The 17,503-nt window shown below is 63.4% G+C and carries 18 protein-coding genes; 14 read left to right on the plus strand and 4 right to left on the minus strand.

Going from position 1 to position 17,503, the window contains the following annotated elements; translation table 11 throughout:
* The first annotated feature begins 158 nt into the window (after positions 1–158).
* Positions 159–623, plus strand: a complete 465-nt coding sequence (gene bfr, locus PspTeo4_RS23980; protein ID WP_322366241.1) for a bacterioferritin — start codon at positions 159–161, stop codon at positions 621–623.
* Between the two features lie 133 nt (positions 624–756).
* Here bfr and uvrA read toward each other — a convergent pair whose 3' ends face one another.
* A complete protein-coding gene (gene uvrA, locus PspTeo4_RS23985; RefSeq protein ID WP_322366242.1) occupies positions 757–3,591 on the minus strand; it encodes an excinuclease ABC subunit UvrA in 2,835 nt (944 codons plus the stop codon).
* A 129-nt stretch (positions 3,592–3,720) separates the two neighbouring features.
* Between uvrA and PspTeo4_RS23990 the strand changes: the two genes are divergently transcribed.
* Positions 3,721–5,115, plus strand: a complete 1,395-nt coding sequence (locus PspTeo4_RS23990; protein WP_322366243.1) for an MFS transporter — start codon at positions 3,721–3,723, stop codon at positions 5,113–5,115.
* 9 nt (positions 5,116–5,124) lie between these two features.
* Complete coding sequence (locus tag PspTeo4_RS23995) at positions 5,125–5,670, plus strand: single-stranded DNA-binding protein (protein WP_322366244.1); 546 nt, start codon at positions 5,125–5,127, stop codon at positions 5,668–5,670.
* 62 nt (positions 5,671–5,732) lie between these two features.
* Here PspTeo4_RS23995 and PspTeo4_RS24000 read toward each other — a convergent pair whose 3' ends face one another.
* The 3 genes from PspTeo4_RS24000 to flgA all read right to left on the minus strand — a co-directional run bounded on the left by PspTeo4_RS24000 (position 5,733) and on the right by flgA (position 7,286).
* Positions 5,733–6,176: a flagellar protein FlgN gene (locus PspTeo4_RS24000; RefSeq protein WP_322366245.1), complete on the minus strand. Its 444-nt coding sequence runs from the start codon at positions 6,174–6,176 to the stop codon at positions 5,733–5,735.
* Between the two features lie 39 nt (positions 6,177–6,215).
* Positions 6,216–6,512 (minus strand): flagellar biosynthesis anti-sigma factor FlgM, encoded by a 297-nt coding sequence (locus PspTeo4_RS24005; RefSeq protein ID WP_322366246.1) that lies wholly within the window; start codon positions 6,510–6,512, stop codon positions 6,216–6,218.
* An 87-nt stretch (positions 6,513–6,599) separates the two neighbouring features.
* The gene (gene flgA / locus PspTeo4_RS24010) at positions 6,600–7,286 is read right to left on the minus strand and encodes a flagellar basal body P-ring formation chaperone FlgA (RefSeq protein ID WP_322366247.1); all 687 of its coding nucleotides are present in this window, start codon (positions 7,284–7,286) and stop codon (positions 6,600–6,602) included.
* 162 nt (positions 7,287–7,448) lie between these two features.
* On the opposite strand from flgA, the gene flgB reads away from it, so the two are divergent.
* The 11 genes from flgB (at position 7,449) to flgL (ending at position 17,477) form a co-directional block, all read left to right on the plus strand.
* Entirely contained in the window at positions 7,449–7,862 is a 414-nt protein-coding gene (flgB, locus tag PspTeo4_RS24015) for a flagellar basal body rod protein FlgB (RefSeq protein WP_322366248.1), read from the plus strand.
* A 15-nt stretch (positions 7,863–7,877) separates the two neighbouring features.
* The gene (gene flgC / locus PspTeo4_RS24020) at positions 7,878–8,285 is read left to right on the plus strand and encodes a flagellar basal body rod protein FlgC (protein WP_322366249.1); all 408 of its coding nucleotides are present in this window, start codon (positions 7,878–7,880) and stop codon (positions 8,283–8,285) included.
* A gap of 2 nt (positions 8,286–8,287) precedes the next feature.
* Positions 8,288–8,965: a flagellar hook assembly protein FlgD gene (locus PspTeo4_RS24025; RefSeq protein ID WP_322366250.1), complete on the plus strand. Its 678-nt coding sequence runs from the start codon at positions 8,288–8,290 to the stop codon at positions 8,963–8,965.
* Positions 8,966–8,999: 34 nt separating this feature from the next.
* Positions 9,000–10,148 (plus strand): flagellar hook protein FlgE, encoded by a 1,149-nt coding sequence (gene flgE / locus PspTeo4_RS24030; RefSeq protein WP_322366251.1) that lies wholly within the window; start codon positions 9,000–9,002, stop codon positions 10,146–10,148.
* Between the two features lie 4 nt (positions 10,149–10,152).
* The gene (locus PspTeo4_RS24035; RefSeq protein WP_322366252.1) at positions 10,153–10,908 is read left to right on the plus strand and encodes a flagellar basal body rod protein FlgF; all 756 of its coding nucleotides are present in this window, start codon (positions 10,153–10,155) and stop codon (positions 10,906–10,908) included.
* Positions 10,909–10,938: 30 nt separating this feature from the next.
* Positions 10,939–11,721, plus strand: a complete 783-nt coding sequence (flgG, locus tag PspTeo4_RS24040; protein ID WP_322366253.1) for a flagellar basal-body rod protein FlgG — start codon at positions 10,939–10,941, stop codon at positions 11,719–11,721.
* A gap of 59 nt (positions 11,722–11,780) precedes the next feature.
* Positions 11,781–12,425 (plus strand): flagellar basal body L-ring protein FlgH, encoded by a 645-nt coding sequence (locus tag PspTeo4_RS24045; protein WP_322366254.1) that lies wholly within the window; start codon positions 11,781–11,783, stop codon positions 12,423–12,425.
* A 10-nt stretch (positions 12,426–12,435) separates the two neighbouring features.
* Positions 12,436–13,590, plus strand: a complete 1,155-nt coding sequence (locus PspTeo4_RS24050) for a flagellar basal body P-ring protein FlgI (protein ID WP_322366255.1) — start codon at positions 12,436–12,438, stop codon at positions 13,588–13,590.
* On the plus strand, positions 13,590–14,525 hold the full coding sequence (flgJ, locus tag PspTeo4_RS24055; protein WP_322366256.1) for a flagellar assembly peptidoglycan hydrolase FlgJ: 936 nt from the start codon (positions 13,590–13,592) through the stop codon (positions 14,523–14,525). The genes PspTeo4_RS24050 and flgJ overlap by 1 nt, the downstream gene beginning before the upstream one ends.
* Before the next feature lie 121 nt (positions 14,526–14,646).
* Entirely contained in the window at positions 14,647–16,257 is a 1,611-nt protein-coding gene (gene flgK / locus PspTeo4_RS24060; protein ID WP_322366257.1) for a flagellar hook-associated protein FlgK, read from the plus strand.
* Between the two features lie 23 nt (positions 16,258–16,280).
* Complete coding sequence (flgL, locus tag PspTeo4_RS24065; RefSeq protein WP_322366258.1) at positions 16,281–17,477, plus strand: flagellar hook-associated protein FlgL; 1,197 nt, start codon at positions 16,281–16,283, stop codon at positions 17,475–17,477.
* Positions 17,478–17,503 lie beyond the last annotated feature (26 nt).

A 17,503-nucleotide genomic window follows, 5' to 3' on the forward strand; every position in this document is an offset into this window, starting at 1 on the left:
AGTGATAAGAAGAACCGCCCTCATTTGGGCGGTTTTTCAATGAATATCACTACTGTTTAACCGATTTTTTGCTTCTAATTGCGCGTTTTTCAGTGACCGCGAGCAAAAGCTGGTTCACACTATGTGGCATAGACGTTTTCACATGGAGAAGCAGGGCGATGCAAGGTCACCCGGACGTAATCAACTATCTCGTCACGCTGCTGAAGGGCGAACTGGCGGCGCGCGACCAGTACTTCATTCACTCGCGTATGTACGAAGACTGGGGCCTGTCCAAGCTCTACGAGCGTATCAACCACGAGATGGAAGAAGAGACGCAGCACGCCGACGCCCTGATGCGACGTATCCTCATGCTCGAAGGGACGCCCGACATGCGCGCCGATGACCTGCATGTGGGCAGCACCGTACCTGAAATGATCGAGGCTGACCTCAAGCTCGAGTACAAGGTTCGTGGCGCACTGTGCAAAGGCATCGAGCTGTGCGAGCTGCACAAGGACTACATCAGCCGCGACATTCTGCGAGCGCAGTTGGCCGACACCGAAGAAGATCACACCTACTGGCTGGAGAAACAGCAGGGTCTGATCAAGGCCATTGGCCTGGAAAATTACCTGCAGTCGCAGATGTAATATCTGAGGATCCTGCAGGAAGTGCAGTGATCTCAAGGTTAGCGTGGTCATTGTGGGAGCCGGCTTGCCGGCGATAGGGCCGGACCAGCCAATACAAGAAGCCCCTGGCATTTCACTGCCAGGGGCTTTTTTATTACGCCCGATCCCGCTCCAGCAGCGGTTTCAGGTAATGCCCGGTATATGACTGCTTGGTGTTGCTCAGCTCTTCTGGCGTACCGCAGGCGATGATCTGGCCACCTTTGGAGCCACCTTCCGGCCCCAGGTCCACCAGCCAGTCAGCAGTCTTGATAACGTCCAGGTTGTGCTCGATCACCACCACGGTGTTGCCGTGATCGCGCAGGCGGTGCAGCACGTCCAGCAGTTGCTGGATGTCGGCGAAGTGCAGGCCGGTGGTCGGTTCATCGAGGATATACAGCGTCTTGCCGGTATCGCGCTTGGACAGCTCACGCGACAGCTTGACCCGCTGCGCTTCGCCACCCGACAGGGTGGTCGCCGATTGCCCCAGCTTGATGTACGACAGCCCGACATCCATCAGCGTCTGCAGCTTGCGCGCCAGCGCCGGGACTGCGTCGAAGAACTCGCGGGCATCCTCGATGGTCATTTCCAGCACCTCATGGATGTTCTTGCCCTTGTACTTGATCTCCAGCGTCTCGCGGTTGTAGCGCTTGCTCTTGCACACATCGCACGGGACGTAGATATCCGGCAGGAAGTGCATCTCTACCTTGATCAGGCCATCGCCTTGGCAAGCCTCGCAGCGGCCACCTTTGACGTTGAACGAGAAACGCCCTGGGCCGTAGCCCCGCGATCGCGATTCCGGCACGCCGGAGAACAGCTCGCGGATCGGGGTGAAGATGCCGGTGTAGGTGGCCGGGTTCGAGCGCGGTGTACGGCCAATCGGGCTCTGGTCAATGTCGACCACCTTGTCCAGATGCTGCAGGCCGTCGATGCTGGTGTGCGCAGCGGGTTCCAGGCTGCTCGCGCCGTTTAGGGCGGTGGCGGCCAGGGGGAACAGGGTGTTGTTGATCAGGGTCGACTTGCCCGAACCGGACACACCGGTCACGCAGGTCAGCAGGCCGATCGGGACTTCCAGGTCGACGTTCTGCAGGTTGTTGCCACGTGCGCCCTTGAGTTTGAGCTGCAGCTTCTTGTTGCGCGGCGTGCGCTTGGCTGGCACGACGATCTTCTTGCGTCCGGACAGGTACTTGCCGGTCAACGAGTCTGGGTGCGCCATGACTTCCTGCGGCGAGCCCTCGGCGACGATTTGGCCGCCATGCACACCGGCACCGGGGCCGATGTCGACGACATAGTCGGCCAGGCGAATGGCATCTTCGTCGTGTTCTACGACGATCACTGTGTTACCCAGGTCGCGCAGGTGGTTCAGCGTTGCCAGCAGGCGATCGTTGTCGCGTTGATGAAGACCGATGGACGGTTCATCGAGGATGTACATCACCCCCACCAGGCCTGCGCCGATCTGGCTGGCCAGGCGAATTCGCTGGGCTTCACCGCCAGACAGGGTTTCGGCGCTACGGTCCAGCGTCAGGTAGTCGAGGCCGACGTTGACCAGGAACTGCAGGCGCTCGCAGATTTCCTTGAGGATTTTCGCGGCAATTTCGCCGCGCCGACCGGTCAGGGTCAGTGCGCCGAAGTAGTCGCTGGCCTCGCCGATCGGCAGGTTGGTCACTGCTGGCAGCGTCTTCTCGCCGACCCACACATGACGTGCCTCACGGCGCAAGCGCGTGCCACGGCAGTCCGGGCAGGGCTGGGTGCCGAGGAATTTGGCCAGTTCTTCACGCACGGTGGCCGACTCGGTTTCGCGGTAGCGCCGCTCCAGGTTCGGCACGATGCCCTCGAACGGGTGCGAGCGCTTGACGATGTCGCCACGGTCGTTGAGGTACTTGAAGTCGACGCTCTGCTTGCCGCTACCCTGCAGGATGACCTTCTGGTCCTCTGCAGACAGCTGTCCGAAGGGTTCTTCAAGGCTGAAACCGTAGTGCGCGGCCAGTGAGCCGAGCATCTGGAAGTAATAGACGTTGCGCCGGTCCCAGCCGCGGATCGCCCCCTCGGCCAAGGTCAGCTCGGCATTGACCAGGCGCTTGGTGTCGAAGAACTGCTTCACGCCCAGGCCGTCACAGGTCGGGCAGGCGCCGGCCGGGTTGTTGAAGGAGAACAGTTTCGGCTCGAGTTCGCTGATTGCATGGCCGCAGATCGGGCAGGCGAAGCGGGCGGAGAAGATCATTTCTTCGCCGGCCTCGTCGTCCATCGGCGCCACCAGCGCGATGCCGTCAGCCAGCTTCAGGGCCGTCTCGAAGGACTCGGCCAGGCGCTGCTGCAAGTCGGCGCGCACCTTGAAGCGGTCCACCACCACGTCGATGCTGTGCTTCTTCTGTTTGTCCAGCTTGGGCAGCTCGTCAAGCTCGTACAGCTTGCCGTTGACCCGCGCACGGACGAAGCCCTGGGCGCGCAGTTCGTCGAACACTGCCAGGTGCTCGCCCTTGCGCTCGCGGATTACCGGTGCCAGCAGCATGAGTTTGCTGCCCTCGGGTTGGGCGAGCACCAGGTCGACCATCTGGCTGATGGTTTGCGCCTCCAGCGGAATGTCGTGGTCCGGGCAGCGCGGGGTGCCGACGCGGGCATAGAGCAGGCGCAGGTAGTCGTAGATTTCGGTAATGGTGCCGACGGTCGAACGCGGGTTGTGCGAAGTCGACTTCTGCTCGATGGAAATGGCCGGCGACAACCCTTCGATGGTGTCGACGTCAGGTTTTTCCATCATCGACAGGAACTGTCGGGCATAGGCTGACAGCGACTCGACGTAGCGGCGTTGGCCCTCTGCGTACAGGGTGTCGAACGCCAGGGACGACTTGCCGGAGCCGGACAGGCCGGTGATCACGATCAGCTTGTCCCGGGGCAGGGTCAGGTCGATGTTCTTCAGGTTGTGGGTGCGTGCCCCACGAATCAGGATCTTGTCCACTGCGGCCTCGCTTGGCGGGCATAAACAAGGAAGTATACGGCGCGCTGCCAGTACGCGGCAAAGCGTCGCGTAGATGCCGTCACGCTGTCGGACTGGTAGAATCGCCGCCGGTTCATACGAGGTTAATCCATGCAAGACACCCACAACGAGCGCATGAGTGGCAGCGAAACCCGTGCCGCAAGCGGCCTGGCTCTGGTCTTTGCCTTTCGTATGCTGGGCATGTTCATGGTCTTGCCGGTACTGGCCACCTACGGCATGGACCTGGCTGGCGCCACCCCGGCGCTGATCGGCCTGGCCATTGGTGCCTACGGCCTGACCCAGGCGGTATTGCAGATTCCGTTCGGCATGATTTCCGACCGCATCGGCCGTCGCCCGGTGATTTACCTGGGCTTGGTCATCTTTGCCCTGGGCAGCGTGCTGGCCGCACAGGCCGATTCGATCTGGGGCGTGATCGCCGGGCGCATCCTGCAGGGCGCAGGGGCGATTTCCGCAGCGGTCATGGCGCTGCTGTCCGACCTTACCCGCGAGCAGCATCGCACCAAGGCCATGGCCATGATCGGCATGAGCATCGGCCTGTCGTTCGCCGTGGCGATGGTCGTCGGGCCATTGCTGACACGCGCCTTCGGCTTGTCAGGATTGTTCCTTGCCACTGCAGGACTTGCCCTGGTCGGCATCGCCTTGATCGCCTTCGTGGTGCCCAACACCCACAGCACCCTGCAACACCGTGAATCGGGTGTGGCGCGCCAGGCCCTCGGCCCGACCCTGCGCCATCCGGACCTTCTGCGCCTGGACGTGGGCATTTTCATCCTCCACGCCATTCTCATGGCCAGCTTCGTCGCACTGCCGCTGGCGTTCGTCGAGCGTGGCGGTCTGCCCAAGGAACAGCACTGGTGGGTGTACCTGACCGCGCTGTTCATCTCATTTTTTGCAATGGTCCCGTTCATCATCTACGGCGAAAAGAAGCGCAAGATGAAGCGCGTGTTGGTCGGCGCGGTCAGCGTGCTGCTGCTGGTCGAGGTGTTCTTCTGGGAATGGGCTGACAACTTGCGCGGACTGGTGATCGGCACCGTGGTATTCTTTACCGCATTCAACCTGCTGGAGGCGTCGTTGCCTTCGCTGGTGAGCAAGGTGTCGCCCGCTGGCGGCAAGGGGACGGCGATGGGGGTATATTCCACCAGCCAGTTCCTCGGCGCTGCTCTGGGAGGAATCATCGGTGGCTGGTTGTTCCAGCACGGTGGGCTGAGCATGGTGTTCCTCGGTTGCGCGGGGCTTTGCGCCATTTGGTTGGTCGTTGCCTTGCGCATGAACGAGCCGCCCTATGTGACCAGCCTGCGCATGCCGCTGACGCCCGAGGCGGTCCGGGAAGCCGGACTGACCGAGCGCCTGATGGCCGTGCCGGGTGTGACCGACGCCGTGGTGGTGGCAGAAGAGGCCGCCATCTATATCAAACTGGATACGAAAATTTTGGACCGTGCGACCTTGGAGCAACTGGTGAACCCAGCCTCTTCGGCGTGCGAAGCCTAGGAGAACGTTATGGCCCGTGGGGTTAACAAAGTCATTCTGGTCGGCACCTGCGGTCAGGATCCCGAAGTCCGCTACCTGCCCAACGGTAACGCCGTGACCAACCTGAGCCTGGCCACCAGCGAGCAGTGGACCGACAAGCAGTCCGGTCAGAAGGTCGAGCGTACCGAGTGGCACCGTGTGTCGCTGTTCGGCAAGGTTGCCGAAATTGCCGGTGAATACCTGCGCAAGGGTTCCCAGGTCTACATCGAGGGCAAGCTGCAGACCCGCGAGTGGGAAAAAGACGGCATCAAGCGCTACACCACCGAGATCATTGTCGACATCAACGGCACCATGCAGCTGCTCGGCGGTCGTCCGCAGAACCAGCAAGGTGGCGGCGACCCGTACAATCAAGGTGGCGGTAACTACAACCAAGGCGGCCAGCAGCAGTACAACCAGGCTCCGCAGCGTCAGCAGGCCCCGCGCCCGCAACAGGCACCACAGCGCCCTGCGCCGCAACAGCCGGCTCCGCAGCCAGCAGCCGACTTCGACAGCTTCGACGACGATATTCCGTTCTGATACGGCCATCCGACTCAGCTGTTACGAAAAACCCGTGGTCTTGGCCACGGGTTTTTTCTTTTCTACTCAGTCGCCCACAGTATCCCAGGCAACGGCCGCCCATTCGGCCCATACAGCCTGTCGGCAGTGATACGGTCGAGGAAGTCCAGAATCTGCTGGTTGCCTTTAAGCCGAGCATCCAGGGCCTCGCCGTTGTTATGGTTGAGCGCCCGCGCCCGCAACGCCAACTGTCTCAGACGGCGCCAGGCGGCCAAGCAGTCAGCCTCCCGTGCCGCCCGCAACGCGCCTTCACGCCCCGGCCCGAAGCCAAGCTTCAATTGCGCGCCGACGCGCACGGCCTCCAGTTGTTCCAAGCGCAACAGGGCGGCCTGTTTACCGGCGACCAACTCGCGCAGACGCTCGGCATCCACCTTGGCCTGAGCCAATGTCTGGCGTTCCTGATCCAGCAGTTGCAGCAGCTGCTCGATAACCTGGCGTTGCAGGTCCAGGTGCTTTTCCAGGCTCATAATCACTCCACGTTCAGGCTGAACCAGGCCAGCTGACGCTCAGGTCGGCTCACTGCCCTGCATTTCCTTGGCGTCGGCCACCAGGCTGGTGTAGATGGTGTGCGAATCAATCTCGAAACTGCCCTCGGCGATGGCCTGAGTCAGCGCCGCAACCTTCTCCAGATCGACATCCGCCATCCCGTCGGTGTCGCTGAGGCTACTTACCTGCGAAAGCTGCACGGCGTCTTCCTGAAGCATTTCCAGGTCCTGCGGCGCAACCTCGGACGGGCTGGCGCTGGCCAGGCTGCTGTCGGTCGGGAGGGGAAGGCTAGGGGGCGGGGAGCTGGTTATTTTCACGGTAGGGGCTTCGTTGGCTGTGGTTGCAACACTATCGGCATCCGCATGGGGCAACTTTGGCCGGCGATAGGGTTTTGAAGAAAAAAATCAGTTTTGCAGTTGCAGTTCGTTCTTGCCGACGACCTGGGCGTTGAGCATCCGGCCGTCGCTGCCCTTGAACCGCACGGTATTGCCCAGGCTGCCGTTGTCCAGGGCCTTGCCGTCGCGGGTCAGGCTGAACCCGGTACCCTGTGCCCGCAGCGAGACGCGGTTGTCGCGTTCTACCAGCCAGCGCTCGCGGACGGCTTTGAGCGCCACTACCGAACCTTTGGCCACGCTGCGGGCAGCCTGCCGGCCAATCAGCTGGCTCGCACTCAACGCGCTGCCTTTGGGCAGATCCTCCAGAGGGCCGCGTCGACTGATCAGCATGTCGGCCTGAATCACTTCCCCCGCGTCGATCTTGCGGGCGGTCACGACATAACCGCCCAGCGCGCCGACCGTCACTTGCAAGTAACCCGCGACGCTATCCGATGCCCCGCACTTCACGCCCGTGGCCACGCGGCCGACAGGCGGACGGCGCGGGTGCACGAGGTAAGGGCGGGGGTCGTTACAGGCGCTGATCCGTGAAGAAGGCTGGCCGACATCGAGCTTCGTCAGGAGGCTGCCGGCGGGCAGGTGTTGTTCCACCAGGCGCCGAACCCGTTCTTGCAGCACGTCGGTGTAGGCCAGGACGGTGCCTGCCTGAACCAGGCAGGCCAATGCCAACAGGGCGCGAAGCGAGGGAAGCCCTTTCATCACGAAGATGCCTCTAACAGAGTTTCATGCGGCGCATTCTAGATAGCCCTTCGAACAGGCAAAGCTCGAATTGCTCGTCAAATAGCGGTCTGTTCTGCACTTTGCCGCGAGCCTTGGGCCTCTAATCTGCTGGCCGTTCAATTGATGGCACGGGCGGCAGGCATGATCGACAAACTCGACAACGAGCTGCGCTTCCAGCAAGACGCGATGAGCTTGCGAGCGGAGCGCCAGCAGGTGTTGGCCAACAACATCGCCAACGCGGATACGCCCAACTACCGCGCGCGCGACTTCGATTTCGCCGCCGAGCTGGCCAGCTCCCTCAGCGAGGGGCGCCCTGGCAATGGCGGCATGGCCTTGGCCACCACCTCGCAGCGTCACCTGCGCGCGTCCTTCAGCACAGCGTCCAGCCGCGAGCTGCTCTACCGCGTGCCGGACCAGCCGAGCCTCGATGGCAACACTGTGGACATGGACCGCGAGCGCGCGCAGTTCGCCGACAACAGCGTCCGTTACCAGGCCAGCCTGACCTTTCTGAACAACCGCCTGCAGTCGCTCAAGAGCGCGATGCAATCCGAATAACCTGGGGAACACAGCATGCCGATGTTCAGCATTTTCGATATCGCCGGCTCAGCGCTCAGCGCCCAGTCCGAGCGCATGAACGTGACCGCCAGCAACCTGGCCAACGCCGACACCACCAGCGGCCCCGACAGCGACGCCTATCGCGCCCGACAGGTGGTGTTCGAGACCCAGTACCAGGACGGCAGCGACGTGGGCGGCGTGCGGGTCAGCCAGGTGGTCGAGGACGGCTCGCCGATGCGCCAGGAATACCGCCCCGGCGACCCGCTGGCGGATGAGTCGGGCTACGTGACCATGCCCAACGTCGAGCCGGTGGGCGAGATGGTGAACATGATCGCAGCCTCGCGCTCCTACCAGGCCAACGTCGAAGTCATGGCCACCAGCAAAGAACTGATGCTCAAGACCCTGACCCTCGGCGAGGCGTAAACATGACCAGCACGATTGCCAGTTCGGTCCTTGCGACCATGAACAGTTCCAGCAGCACCAGCGAAAGCTCGAGCACCAGCTCCGAAGAGCTGCAGGACCAGTTCCTGACGCTGTTGACCACCCAGCTGCAGAACCAGGACCCAACCGACCCGCTGGACAACAGCGAGATGGTCACGCAGTTGGCGCAGATCAGCACCATCAGCAGCATCGAGGAGGTGACCAGCACCCTCGAAGGCATTTCCAGCCAGATCAGCGCCTCGGAAACCCTGCAAGCCTCGGCGCTGGTGGGCAACGGCGTGCTCATCGAAGGCAACACCATCCAGGTCGCCAGCGGCACCGCCACCGCTTTCGGCGTCACCCTGGACAGCGATGCGGACAGCGTCACCATCACCATCAAGGACAGCAGCGGCAACGTGGTCGCCACCCTCGACGGCGGCGACATGAGCGCTGGCACCCAGACCCTGTACTGGGATGGCGTGCAGGACGACGGCACTACCGCCGCCGATGGCAGTTACACCTTCAGCGTCAGCGCCAGCAGCGACGACGAGGCCGTGAGCGCCACCGCGCTGAAGTACGCGCTGGTCACCGGTGTGACCACCGACAGCAGCAACGAAGTGGCGCTCGACCTGGGCGGCGTCAACGACAACGTCGGCCTCAGCGATATCAAGCTGGTGCTTTGAACCCTACCCAAGCTCGCTCATCAGGAGAACAACCATGGGCTTTTCCCAAGCGCTGAGTGGCCTGTCGGCCGCTTCCACCGACCTGAACGTCGTCAGCAACAACATCTCCAACTCGCAGACCGTGGGTTTCAAGAGCTCCACCGTGCAGTTCGCCGATGTCTACTCGGGGGCCGACGTGGGCTTGGGCACCACAGTGTCGGGGGTAGTGCAGAACTTCGAGTCCGGTAGCCTCACCACCACCGACAACAGCCTGGACCTGGCCATCAACGGCGACGGTTTCTTCACCTTCACCGATGGCACGCAGACGGTGTACTCGCGCAACGGCCAGCTGACCCTGACCTCCGACGGCTACCTGGTGAACGCGGCGGGCAACCAGCTGCTGGGCGTCAACGGCGTCATCCAGATTCCCACCTCTGGCATGCAGGCCAGCGCCAGCACCGAGCTGGACGCAGAGCTGAACCTCGATTCCAGCGAGGACATCATCACCGACACCTTCGACGCCACCGACTCGTCGACCTACTCCTATTCGACCACCGCCACGGTCTACGACTCGCTGGGCAACAGCCATACCTCGACGCTGTACTTCAGCAAGACTGCCGAGAACACCTGGGAAGTGCACTCCGCCATTGACGGCAACCTGCTGAGCGAGACTCAGACCGTCACCTTCAGCTCCAGCGGCCTGATCACCAGTGGCGAGACCGGCACCTACACCTACGACCCGGCCAACGGTGCCGCCGAGATGTCCATCGAACTGGACCTGACCGGCACCACGCAGTTCGGCAATGACTCGGAAGTGTCGAGCATTTCCCAGAACGGCTACACCTCCGGCAGCCTGGTCAGCTTCACCATCGATGACACCGGCACCGTCATCGCCACCTATTCCAATGACCAGACCCAGGAAATCGACCAGATCCAGCTGGCGACGTTCTCCAACGAAAACGGCCTGCAGTCCAACGGTGACAACACCTGGCTCGCCACTACCGCCTCCGGCCAGGCGTTGCTTGGCGTTGCCGGCAGCGGCTCGCTGGGTTCGATTCTCAGCGGCACCACCGAAGACTCGAACGTCGACCTCACCGCCGAGCTGGTGAACCTGATCATCGCCCAGCGTAACTTCCAGGCCAACGCCAAGTCGGTGACAGCCCAAAGTGAAGTGCTGCAGCAAGCCGTGAACATCGGAAGCTGACGTCATGGACCGGATGCTCTTCACCGCCATGAGCGGGGCGAACCAGGCACTCGAACAGCAAGCCGTGGTGGCCAACAACCTGGCCAACATCGTGACCCCTGGCTTTCGCGCGCAACTGGTGGAAATGCAGTCCTCGCCGGTGGCGGGGGAGGGCCTGCCAACGCGGGTCTCAGTCAGCGCCCATGGTGTGGGCGTGGACTGGACCGAAGGGCCGGTCACCCATACCGACCGCAACCTGGACGTGGCCTTGGGCGAAGACACCCTGCTCGCGGTGCAGGCTGCCGATGGCGAGGAAGCCTATACCCGTCGCGGCGACCTGCAGGTTGATGGCGAGGGTGCCATCACGGTTGCCGGCTTGCCGGTGATCGGTGATGGCGGCCCTATCAGCGTGCCGCAAGGCAGTGAAATCAGTATTGGCAGCGACGGCACGCTCAGCGTGCGCGAGTTGGGCATGGAGCCGCGTGGCCTCAGCCCGGTCGGGCGCTTGAAGCTGGTGTCGGCCCCGCCGGGCACTGTGGAAGTCGGGCTCGACGGGCTGTTCCGTCAGCCCGCGGATGCCAACGGCACCCGACAGCCGCTGGAGTCCGATGACAGCCTGCGCCTGACCCCCGGCGCCCTGGAGGGCAGCAACGTCAGCCCCACCGGCGCCATGGTCGCGATGATCGACAACGCCCGCCGCTACGAAATGCAGATTAAGGCCATCAGTGCCGCCGACGAAAACGCCAAGTCCGCCAATGCGCTGCTCGCCCTGCAGGGCTGAGCCAGCGTTGAATGAAGAGAGAAACGATCGATGATCAGATCACTGTGGACGGCCAAGACCGGCCTTGAAGCCCAGCAAGGGCAGCTCGACGTCATTGCCAACAACCTGGCCAACGTCAGCACCAACGGCTTCAAGCGCTCGCGGGCGGTGTTCGAAGACCTCGTCTATCAGAATGTGCGTCAGCCGGGCGCCCAGAGCAGCACCGACACCCGCTTGCCATCGGGGCTGCAGGTCGGCACCGGGGTGCGCCAGGTGGCCACCGAACGCCTGCACACCCAGGGCAACCTGGAGGAGACCAGCAGCTCCAAGGACCTGGCCATCAACGGCTTGGGTTTCTTTGAAGTGGATATGCCTGACGGTACCACCGCCTACACCCGCGATGGCAGCTTCCAGCTCGACGCCAACGGCGAAATGGTCAGCTCCAACGGCTACAAGCTGACAGCAGGAATCACCATTCCGGCCAATGCCACCTCCATCAGCATCAGCTCCGATGGCATCGTCTCGGTGACCACGCCAAGCAGCAGCGCCTCGACCCAGGTGGGCCAGCTGAACCTGGCGCTGTTCGTCAACAACGCGGGGCTGCAGAGCATCGGCCAGAACCTCTACCTGGAAACCGACGCCTCGGGCACGGCTACCGAGACCACGCCTGGTCTTAACGGTGGTGGCACCCTCAGCCAGGGCTATGTCGAGACCTCCAACGTCAACGTGGTGGAAGAGATGGTCGGCATGATCCAGACCCAGCGTGCCTACGAGATCAACAGCAAATCCGTCGAGACCTCCGACGAAATGCTTCAACGCCTGACACAGCTCTGATGGCCATGTTCCAACCCCGTAGATTCCCATCCCCCGTCCGCTCCAGCGCCGCGCTCGCCATGCTGCTGGCTGCCGCGCTGTCGGCGGCGGGCTGTGGACAACTGGTGCGTCAGCCGGTGGTGCCCGACGAGTCCATGGAAGTGCCGATGGCCCCCGAGCGCCTGGCCAATGGTTCGATCTACCAGGGGCGGCGCGGCTCGCAGCCGCTGTTCGAGGACCGTCGCCCACGCATGGTCGGTGACACGCTCACCGTCGAGCTCAACGAACAGGTCAGTGCCAGCAAGACGTCGTCATCCAATGCCGACCGTAGCGGCAGCATGGGCCTGGCGTTCTCCACCACTTCCGACCGCGAGTCCAAGGTCGGCAACTACGGCCTGAACGCCTCGACTGACCATGAATTCAGCGGCAGCGGTGGTTCCCGGGCCAACAACTCCTTCACCGGCACCATCTCGGTGACGGTCATGGAAGTGCTGTCCAACGGCAACCTGCGGGTACGCGGCGACAAGCAGATCGCCATCAACCAGGGCACCGAATTCATCCGCTTCTCTGGCGTGGTCAACCCGCGCACCATCACGGGCGAGAACACCGTGCTGTCCACCCAGGTTTCCCGGGCGCGCATCGAATACGTGGGTGAGGGCTACATCAACGAAGCGCAACGCATGGGCTGGCTCCACCGCGTGCTTCTCAACCTGTCACCTTTCTAGCGAGTGAACCATGGCTGAGTCCCTGTCCACGTCCGGGTGGAGCGATCGGCTGCACCGTGCCGCCCGCCACCTTCACATTCTGTTGGGCGTTGTCGCGCTGGCGCTGGCCAGCACCTCCCAAGCCGAGCAGGTGCGCGACATCGCCGACTTTGCCGGGATACGCACCAACAACCTGGTGGGTTACGGCCTGGTGGTCGGGCTCGATGGCACCGGTGACCAGACCACCCAGAGCCCCTTCACCGAGCAGGGCCTGACCAACATGCTGTCGCAGCTTGGCGTCACCCTGCCGGCTGACGCCAACATGCAGATGCGCAACATCGCGGCGGTGATCGTCACCGCCAACCTGCCACCGTTGACCCGTCCCGGCCAGCAGATCGATGTGGTGGTGTCGTCCATCGGCAACGCCCGCAGCCTCAGAGGTGGAACCCTGCTGATGACCCCGCTCAAAGGCGCCGATGGCGAGGTCTATGCGATGGCCCAGGGCAACTTGCTGGTGGGCGGTGCTGGCGCTGCAGCCAACGGCAGCAGCGTGCAAATCAACCAGCTGGCCGGTGGCCGCATCAGCCGAGGTGCCGTGGTGGAGCACAGCGTGCCGCTCGACCTGGGTGCCGAGCATGGCGTCCTCGAACTGCAGCTGCGCGAGCCGGACCCGGCCACTGCGCAGCGGGTGGTGTACGCCATCAACAGCGAAATGCGCAACACGGTCGCCTCGGCCGTGGACGGTGGCCTGGTGCAGATCCAGGGGCCGCTGTCGGCCAACGAGCGGGTGAACTTCATGGCCCGTATCGACAGTATCGAGGTCATGCCGATGCAGGCGCGGCCCAAGGTCATTCTTGATTCGCGCACCGGCTCCGTGGTGCTCAATGGCTCGGTGAAGCTGTTCCGTGCCGCCGTGGCCCATGGTGACCTGTCGGTGACCATTGGCACTACCAACAGCATCAGCCAGCCTGGCGCCCTCAGCGGTGGGCAGACCGCCGCCACCGCCAACAGCAATATCTCCATCGAGACCCAGGCCCGCGCCTTGCACGTGGTGGAAGGCAGCGCCGACCTGATGGACGTGGTCAAGGGCCTGAACGCTCTGGGGGCGACCCCGCAGGACTTGATGGTGATCCTGCAGGCACTCAAGGCGGCCGGCTCCCTGCGAGCGGAACTGGAGATCATCTGATGAGCATGGCTGAAGGGGCCGCCGGGCTCGCGCTGGATGTTCAAGGCCTGCAGCGCTTGCGCAGCCAGGCCGGTCGCGGTGGTGAAGCCGGCCTGAAGGAGGCGGCCCGGCAATTCGAGGCCCTGTTTCTGCAGAACATGCTGAAAAGCATGCGCGCCGCGATTCCCAAGTCGGAACGGTCCAGCAACTCGCAGACCGAGCTGTACACCGAAATGCTGGACCAGCAATGGGCGCAAACCCTGGCCGGGCGCGGCATGGGCCTGGCCGAACAGTTGACCCGCAGCTTGTCTGGCCGGGCGCTTGCGCCCAGTGAAGCCCAGGCGCCCATGAACGCCCTGGTGCCTGCTTCAGGCGAATCACCCTTCGTTGGCCTGACACGCCACAGTGCCGCCTACGAGTCGTGGAAACGCCATGCCGTCAGCGCCGACGACATCGACCGTACCGACCACGTCGAGGCATTCGTCGCGCGTCTGGCCGGCCCCGCCCGCAGTGCCGAGCGCAGCAGTGGGGTGCCGGCCGAGCTGATTCTCGCCCAGGCCGCCCTGGAAACCGACTGGGGGCGCCGGCGCATCACCACCGCCGATGGCGCGGACAGCCACAACCTGTTCGGCATCAAGGCGGGCGGGCGCTGGCAGGGCGAGACCGCCCGGGTGATGACCACCGAGTACGTTGCCGGTGAAGCGCAGCGCCAAGAGGAAAACTTCCGCGTGTACCCGGATGCGCAGGCGGCCTTCGACGACTATGCCCGGTTGATTCGCAGCCGCCCCGGTTACGCGGCGGCCCGCCATGCCGCCGACAGTACTCAGGCCGCCATCGCCTTGCAGGAAGGCGGTTATGCCACCGACCCGCACTATGCGCAGAAGCTGGTCGCGGTCATGGCCACCATTGGCCCGCTGCCAGCCGCTGGTGCGGTGGTACTGGCTGACGAGCAATAGCGGTATTGGGGCGACGTGACTCGGCGTCGCCAATGTTTTTGTGCAAACAATTCGTGCCCTGGGGTCAAGATGCCTGCGCGTGGGGCCGATGTTGCGCAGCATGTAGCCCAGGAGCTTTTCGATGAGCATCATCTCCATTGGCGTCAGCGGCCTCACGGCGGCGCAGATCGCCCTCACCACCAGCAGCAATAACACCACCAACGCCTACACCGATGGCTACACCCGGCAGGTCGCCACCTTCAGCGAAGCCACCTCGGGTAGCGGCGTGCAGGTGTCCAGCGTCGCCCGCCAGTACAACCAGTTCGTCACCACCCAGCTCAATGGCTCGATCAGTGCCGAAAGCGCGCTGTCCACCTACCAGACCGAAGTCGACCAGATCGACAGCTTGCTGGCCGACAGCGACGCCAGCCTGGATACGCTGCTGCAGAGCTTTTTCTCGGCCATCCAGACGCTGACTTCCGATGCCAGCGATACTGCGGCGCGGGAGGAAGTGGTTGGCAGCGCAGAAACTCTCGCAAGCCAGTTCAACCAGCTGGGCAGTTACCTGTCCGAGATGGCCGACGATGTGAACAACCAGATCGACGACCAGGTCACCCAGATCAACGACCTGAGCGCCCAGATCGCCACGCTGAACGGGCAGATCAGCCTGTCCGAGTCGCTGGGCGGCGCCTCCAACGACCTGCTGGACCAGCGCGACCTGCTGGTGAGCCAGCTCAGCGAGTTGGTAGCGGTGGACGTCACCGTTCAGGACAACGGCAGCTACACCGTGTCGCTCAGCAATGGCATGGCCCTGGTGTCCGGTGGCGACAGCTTCGAACTGTCCACTGAACCCTCCGCCAGCGACCCGAGCGAGTTGTCGATCAGCTACGTCGACGCTGCCGGCAACAGCGTGACGCTGGACGACGAAACACTCGACAGTGGCTCGCTCGGCGGCCTGATCGAGTTTCGCGACACCACCCTGGCCGAAACGCAGAACCAGCTGGGCCTGATGGCCGTGTCGCTGACTCAGGCGCTCAATACCCTCCAGGCCCAGGGCATCGACCTCAATGGCGACACTGGCAGCGACTTCTTCTCGGTGGCCGACCCGGTGGTCTACGGCAATACCGGCAACACCGGCGACGCGACCATCAGCGCCACCTTCAGCGATGATGTCAGCGAGCTCAGTGCCAGCGACTACACCGTGAGCTACTCGGACACCGATGGCTACACCGTCACCCGCAACGACACCGGCGCCAGCGTCACCGCGAGCTACGAGAGCAGCAGCGCCACCCTCAGTTTTGCCGGCATGGAATTGACCATCAGCGGCAGCGCCGACGACGGTGACAGCTTCCTGGTCCAGCCCACGCGCAATGCCGCCAGCAGCTTCACCACCCTGATCAGCGACGGTGAGCAGATCGCCGCCGGCACCACCAGCGGCAGCAGCGACAACAGCAACGCCTTGGCCATGCTCGAGCTACAGACCAGCGACATCGTCGGCGGCGGTTCGACCCTGAGCGAGTCGTATGCCGCGCTGGTGAGTGACGTGGGCAGCACCGCGACCCGGGTTGCCGCGCAACTGGAAACCCAGTCCGCCCTGACCGAGCAACTGACCACCCTGCAACAGTCGGAGTCGGGGGTGAACCTCGACGAGGAAGCGGCCAACCTCATCGTCTACCAGCAGTACTACCAGGCCTGCGCGAAGATCGTCGAAGTGGGCACCACAGTCCTCGACACCATTCTCGACATCAGCTGATTCCAGCCCAAGGAGCGACCGCCATGCGCTTGAGCAGTGCGACCATCTACAACCAGAACCTCAACTCCATGCTCGCCCAGCAAAGCGACTATCAGGATGCCGCGCTGGAGGTGTCCAGCGGCACCCGGGTGAGCAAGCCGTCCGATGACTCGCTGGCTGCCGCGCAGGCCGTGACGGTGCGTCAGTCCATCGCCGCCAACGAGCAGTACGCCGATTCGCGCGCCAGCATCACCACAGCGTTGTCCCAGGAAGAAAGCACCCTGGACAGCATCAACGATGCCATCACCAGCGCCATGAGCCTGGTGGTGCAGGCCGGCAACGGCACCCTGAGCGATGCCGACCGCGAGTCTCTGGCCACTTCCCTGCAAGGTCTCTACGACACCCTGGTGACGTTGGCCAACAGCACCGACAGCAATGGCAATTACCTGTTCTCCGGCTACCAGAGCCAGACACCGGCCTTTGCCGAGAATGCCGATGGCGAGCTGGTTTACCAGGGTGATGACAATGTGGTGACGCAGCAGGTAAGCGCCACCCAGACCATGGCCAGTGGCGACAACGGCGCCAGCATCTTCCTCTCGGTCAGCAGCACGGCGGGTTTCATTGCCGAGGCCGGCGACAACAGCGGCACCCTGACTTTCGACGGCCCGGACATCGCCGACACCAGCGCCAGCAACTACGGCAGCGGCTTCACCCTGACCTTCAGCGTCGCCGACGACGGCACCACCCAGTACAGCATCGACGGCCAGGACCCGGTCGCCTACACCGACGGTGAAACGCTGGAAATCAACGGACTAAGCCTGACCCTGAGCGGTACGCCCGCCGACGGCGACAGTCTGACGGTCAGCGCCGCCGCCGATGCCGACCCTGACCTGTTCGCCACCCTGCAGAACCTGATCACGGCCTTGCAGACGCCCGTGGAGGATGACGCTGATCAGGCCGCGCTGAGCAATACCCTGTCCACTGCCAGCCGTGAACTGAGCAATGCCCAGGACAATGTGCTCACCGTAATTACCTCGGTCGGCGCGCGCCTGAGCCAGGTGGAAGTGCTGGACACCATTGGTGATGATCTGGCGCTTAGCTACACCGAGCGGCTGTCCGGGCTGGTGGACGCCGACTACACCGAGTCCATTTCGCGCTACGTGACCTTGCAGGTGTCGATGCAGGCTGCCCAGCAGACCTTTGCCAGTGTTCAGCAGTTGTCACTGTTCGAGTACATCTGAAGACAGGGCCGCTACGCGCCCCATCG

This window comes from Pseudomonas sp. Teo4 (assembly GCF_034387475.1).
In the GTDB taxonomy this organism is placed as follows: Bacteria; Pseudomonadota; Gammaproteobacteria; order Pseudomonadales; family Pseudomonadaceae; genus Aquipseudomonas.

What these genes read in the sequence shown, in the direction of transcription:
- bfr (WP_322366241.1), top strand. Translation starts at nt 159, where the DNA reads ATGCAAGGTCACCCGGACGTAATCAACTATCTCGTCACGCTGCTGAAG.
- PspTeo4_RS23990 (WP_322366243.1), top strand. Translation starts at nt 3,721, where the DNA reads ATGCAAGACACCCACAACGAGCGCATGAGTGGCAGCGAAACCCGTGCC.
- PspTeo4_RS23995 (WP_322366244.1), top strand. Translation starts at nt 5,125, where the DNA reads ATGGCCCGTGGGGTTAACAAAGTCATTCTGGTCGGCACCTGCGGTCAG.
- PspTeo4_RS24000 (WP_322366245.1), bottom strand. Translation starts at nt 6,176, where the DNA reads ATGAGCCTGGAAAAGCACCTGGACCTGCAACGCCAGGTTATCGAGCAG.
- flgA (WP_322366247.1), bottom strand. Translation starts at nt 7,286, where the DNA reads ATGAAAGGGCTTCCCTCGCTTCGCGCCCTGTTGGCATTGGCCTGCCTG.
- flgB (WP_322366248.1), top strand. Translation starts at nt 7,449, where the DNA reads ATGATCGACAAACTCGACAACGAGCTGCGCTTCCAGCAAGACGCGATG.
- flgC (WP_322366249.1), top strand. Translation starts at nt 7,878, where the DNA reads ATGCCGATGTTCAGCATTTTCGATATCGCCGGCTCAGCGCTCAGCGCC.
- PspTeo4_RS24025 (WP_322366250.1), top strand. Translation starts at nt 8,288, where the DNA reads ATGACCAGCACGATTGCCAGTTCGGTCCTTGCGACCATGAACAGTTCC.
- flgE (WP_322366251.1), top strand. Translation starts at nt 9,000, where the DNA reads ATGGGCTTTTCCCAAGCGCTGAGTGGCCTGTCGGCCGCTTCCACCGAC.
- PspTeo4_RS24035 (WP_322366252.1), top strand. Translation starts at nt 10,153, where the DNA reads ATGGACCGGATGCTCTTCACCGCCATGAGCGGGGCGAACCAGGCACTC.
- flgG (WP_322366253.1), top strand. Translation starts at nt 10,939, where the DNA reads ATGATCAGATCACTGTGGACGGCCAAGACCGGCCTTGAAGCCCAGCAA.
- PspTeo4_RS24045 (WP_322366254.1), top strand. Translation starts at nt 11,781, where the DNA reads ATGCTGCTGGCTGCCGCGCTGTCGGCGGCGGGCTGTGGACAACTGGTG.
- PspTeo4_RS24050 (WP_322366255.1), top strand. Translation starts at nt 12,436, where the DNA reads ATGGCTGAGTCCCTGTCCACGTCCGGGTGGAGCGATCGGCTGCACCGT.
- flgJ (WP_322366256.1), top strand. Translation starts at nt 13,590, where the DNA reads ATGAGCATGGCTGAAGGGGCCGCCGGGCTCGCGCTGGATGTTCAAGGC.
- flgK (WP_322366257.1), top strand. Translation starts at nt 14,647, where the DNA reads ATGAGCATCATCTCCATTGGCGTCAGCGGCCTCACGGCGGCGCAGATC.
- flgL (WP_322366258.1), top strand. Translation starts at nt 16,281, where the DNA reads ATGCGCTTGAGCAGTGCGACCATCTACAACCAGAACCTCAACTCCATG.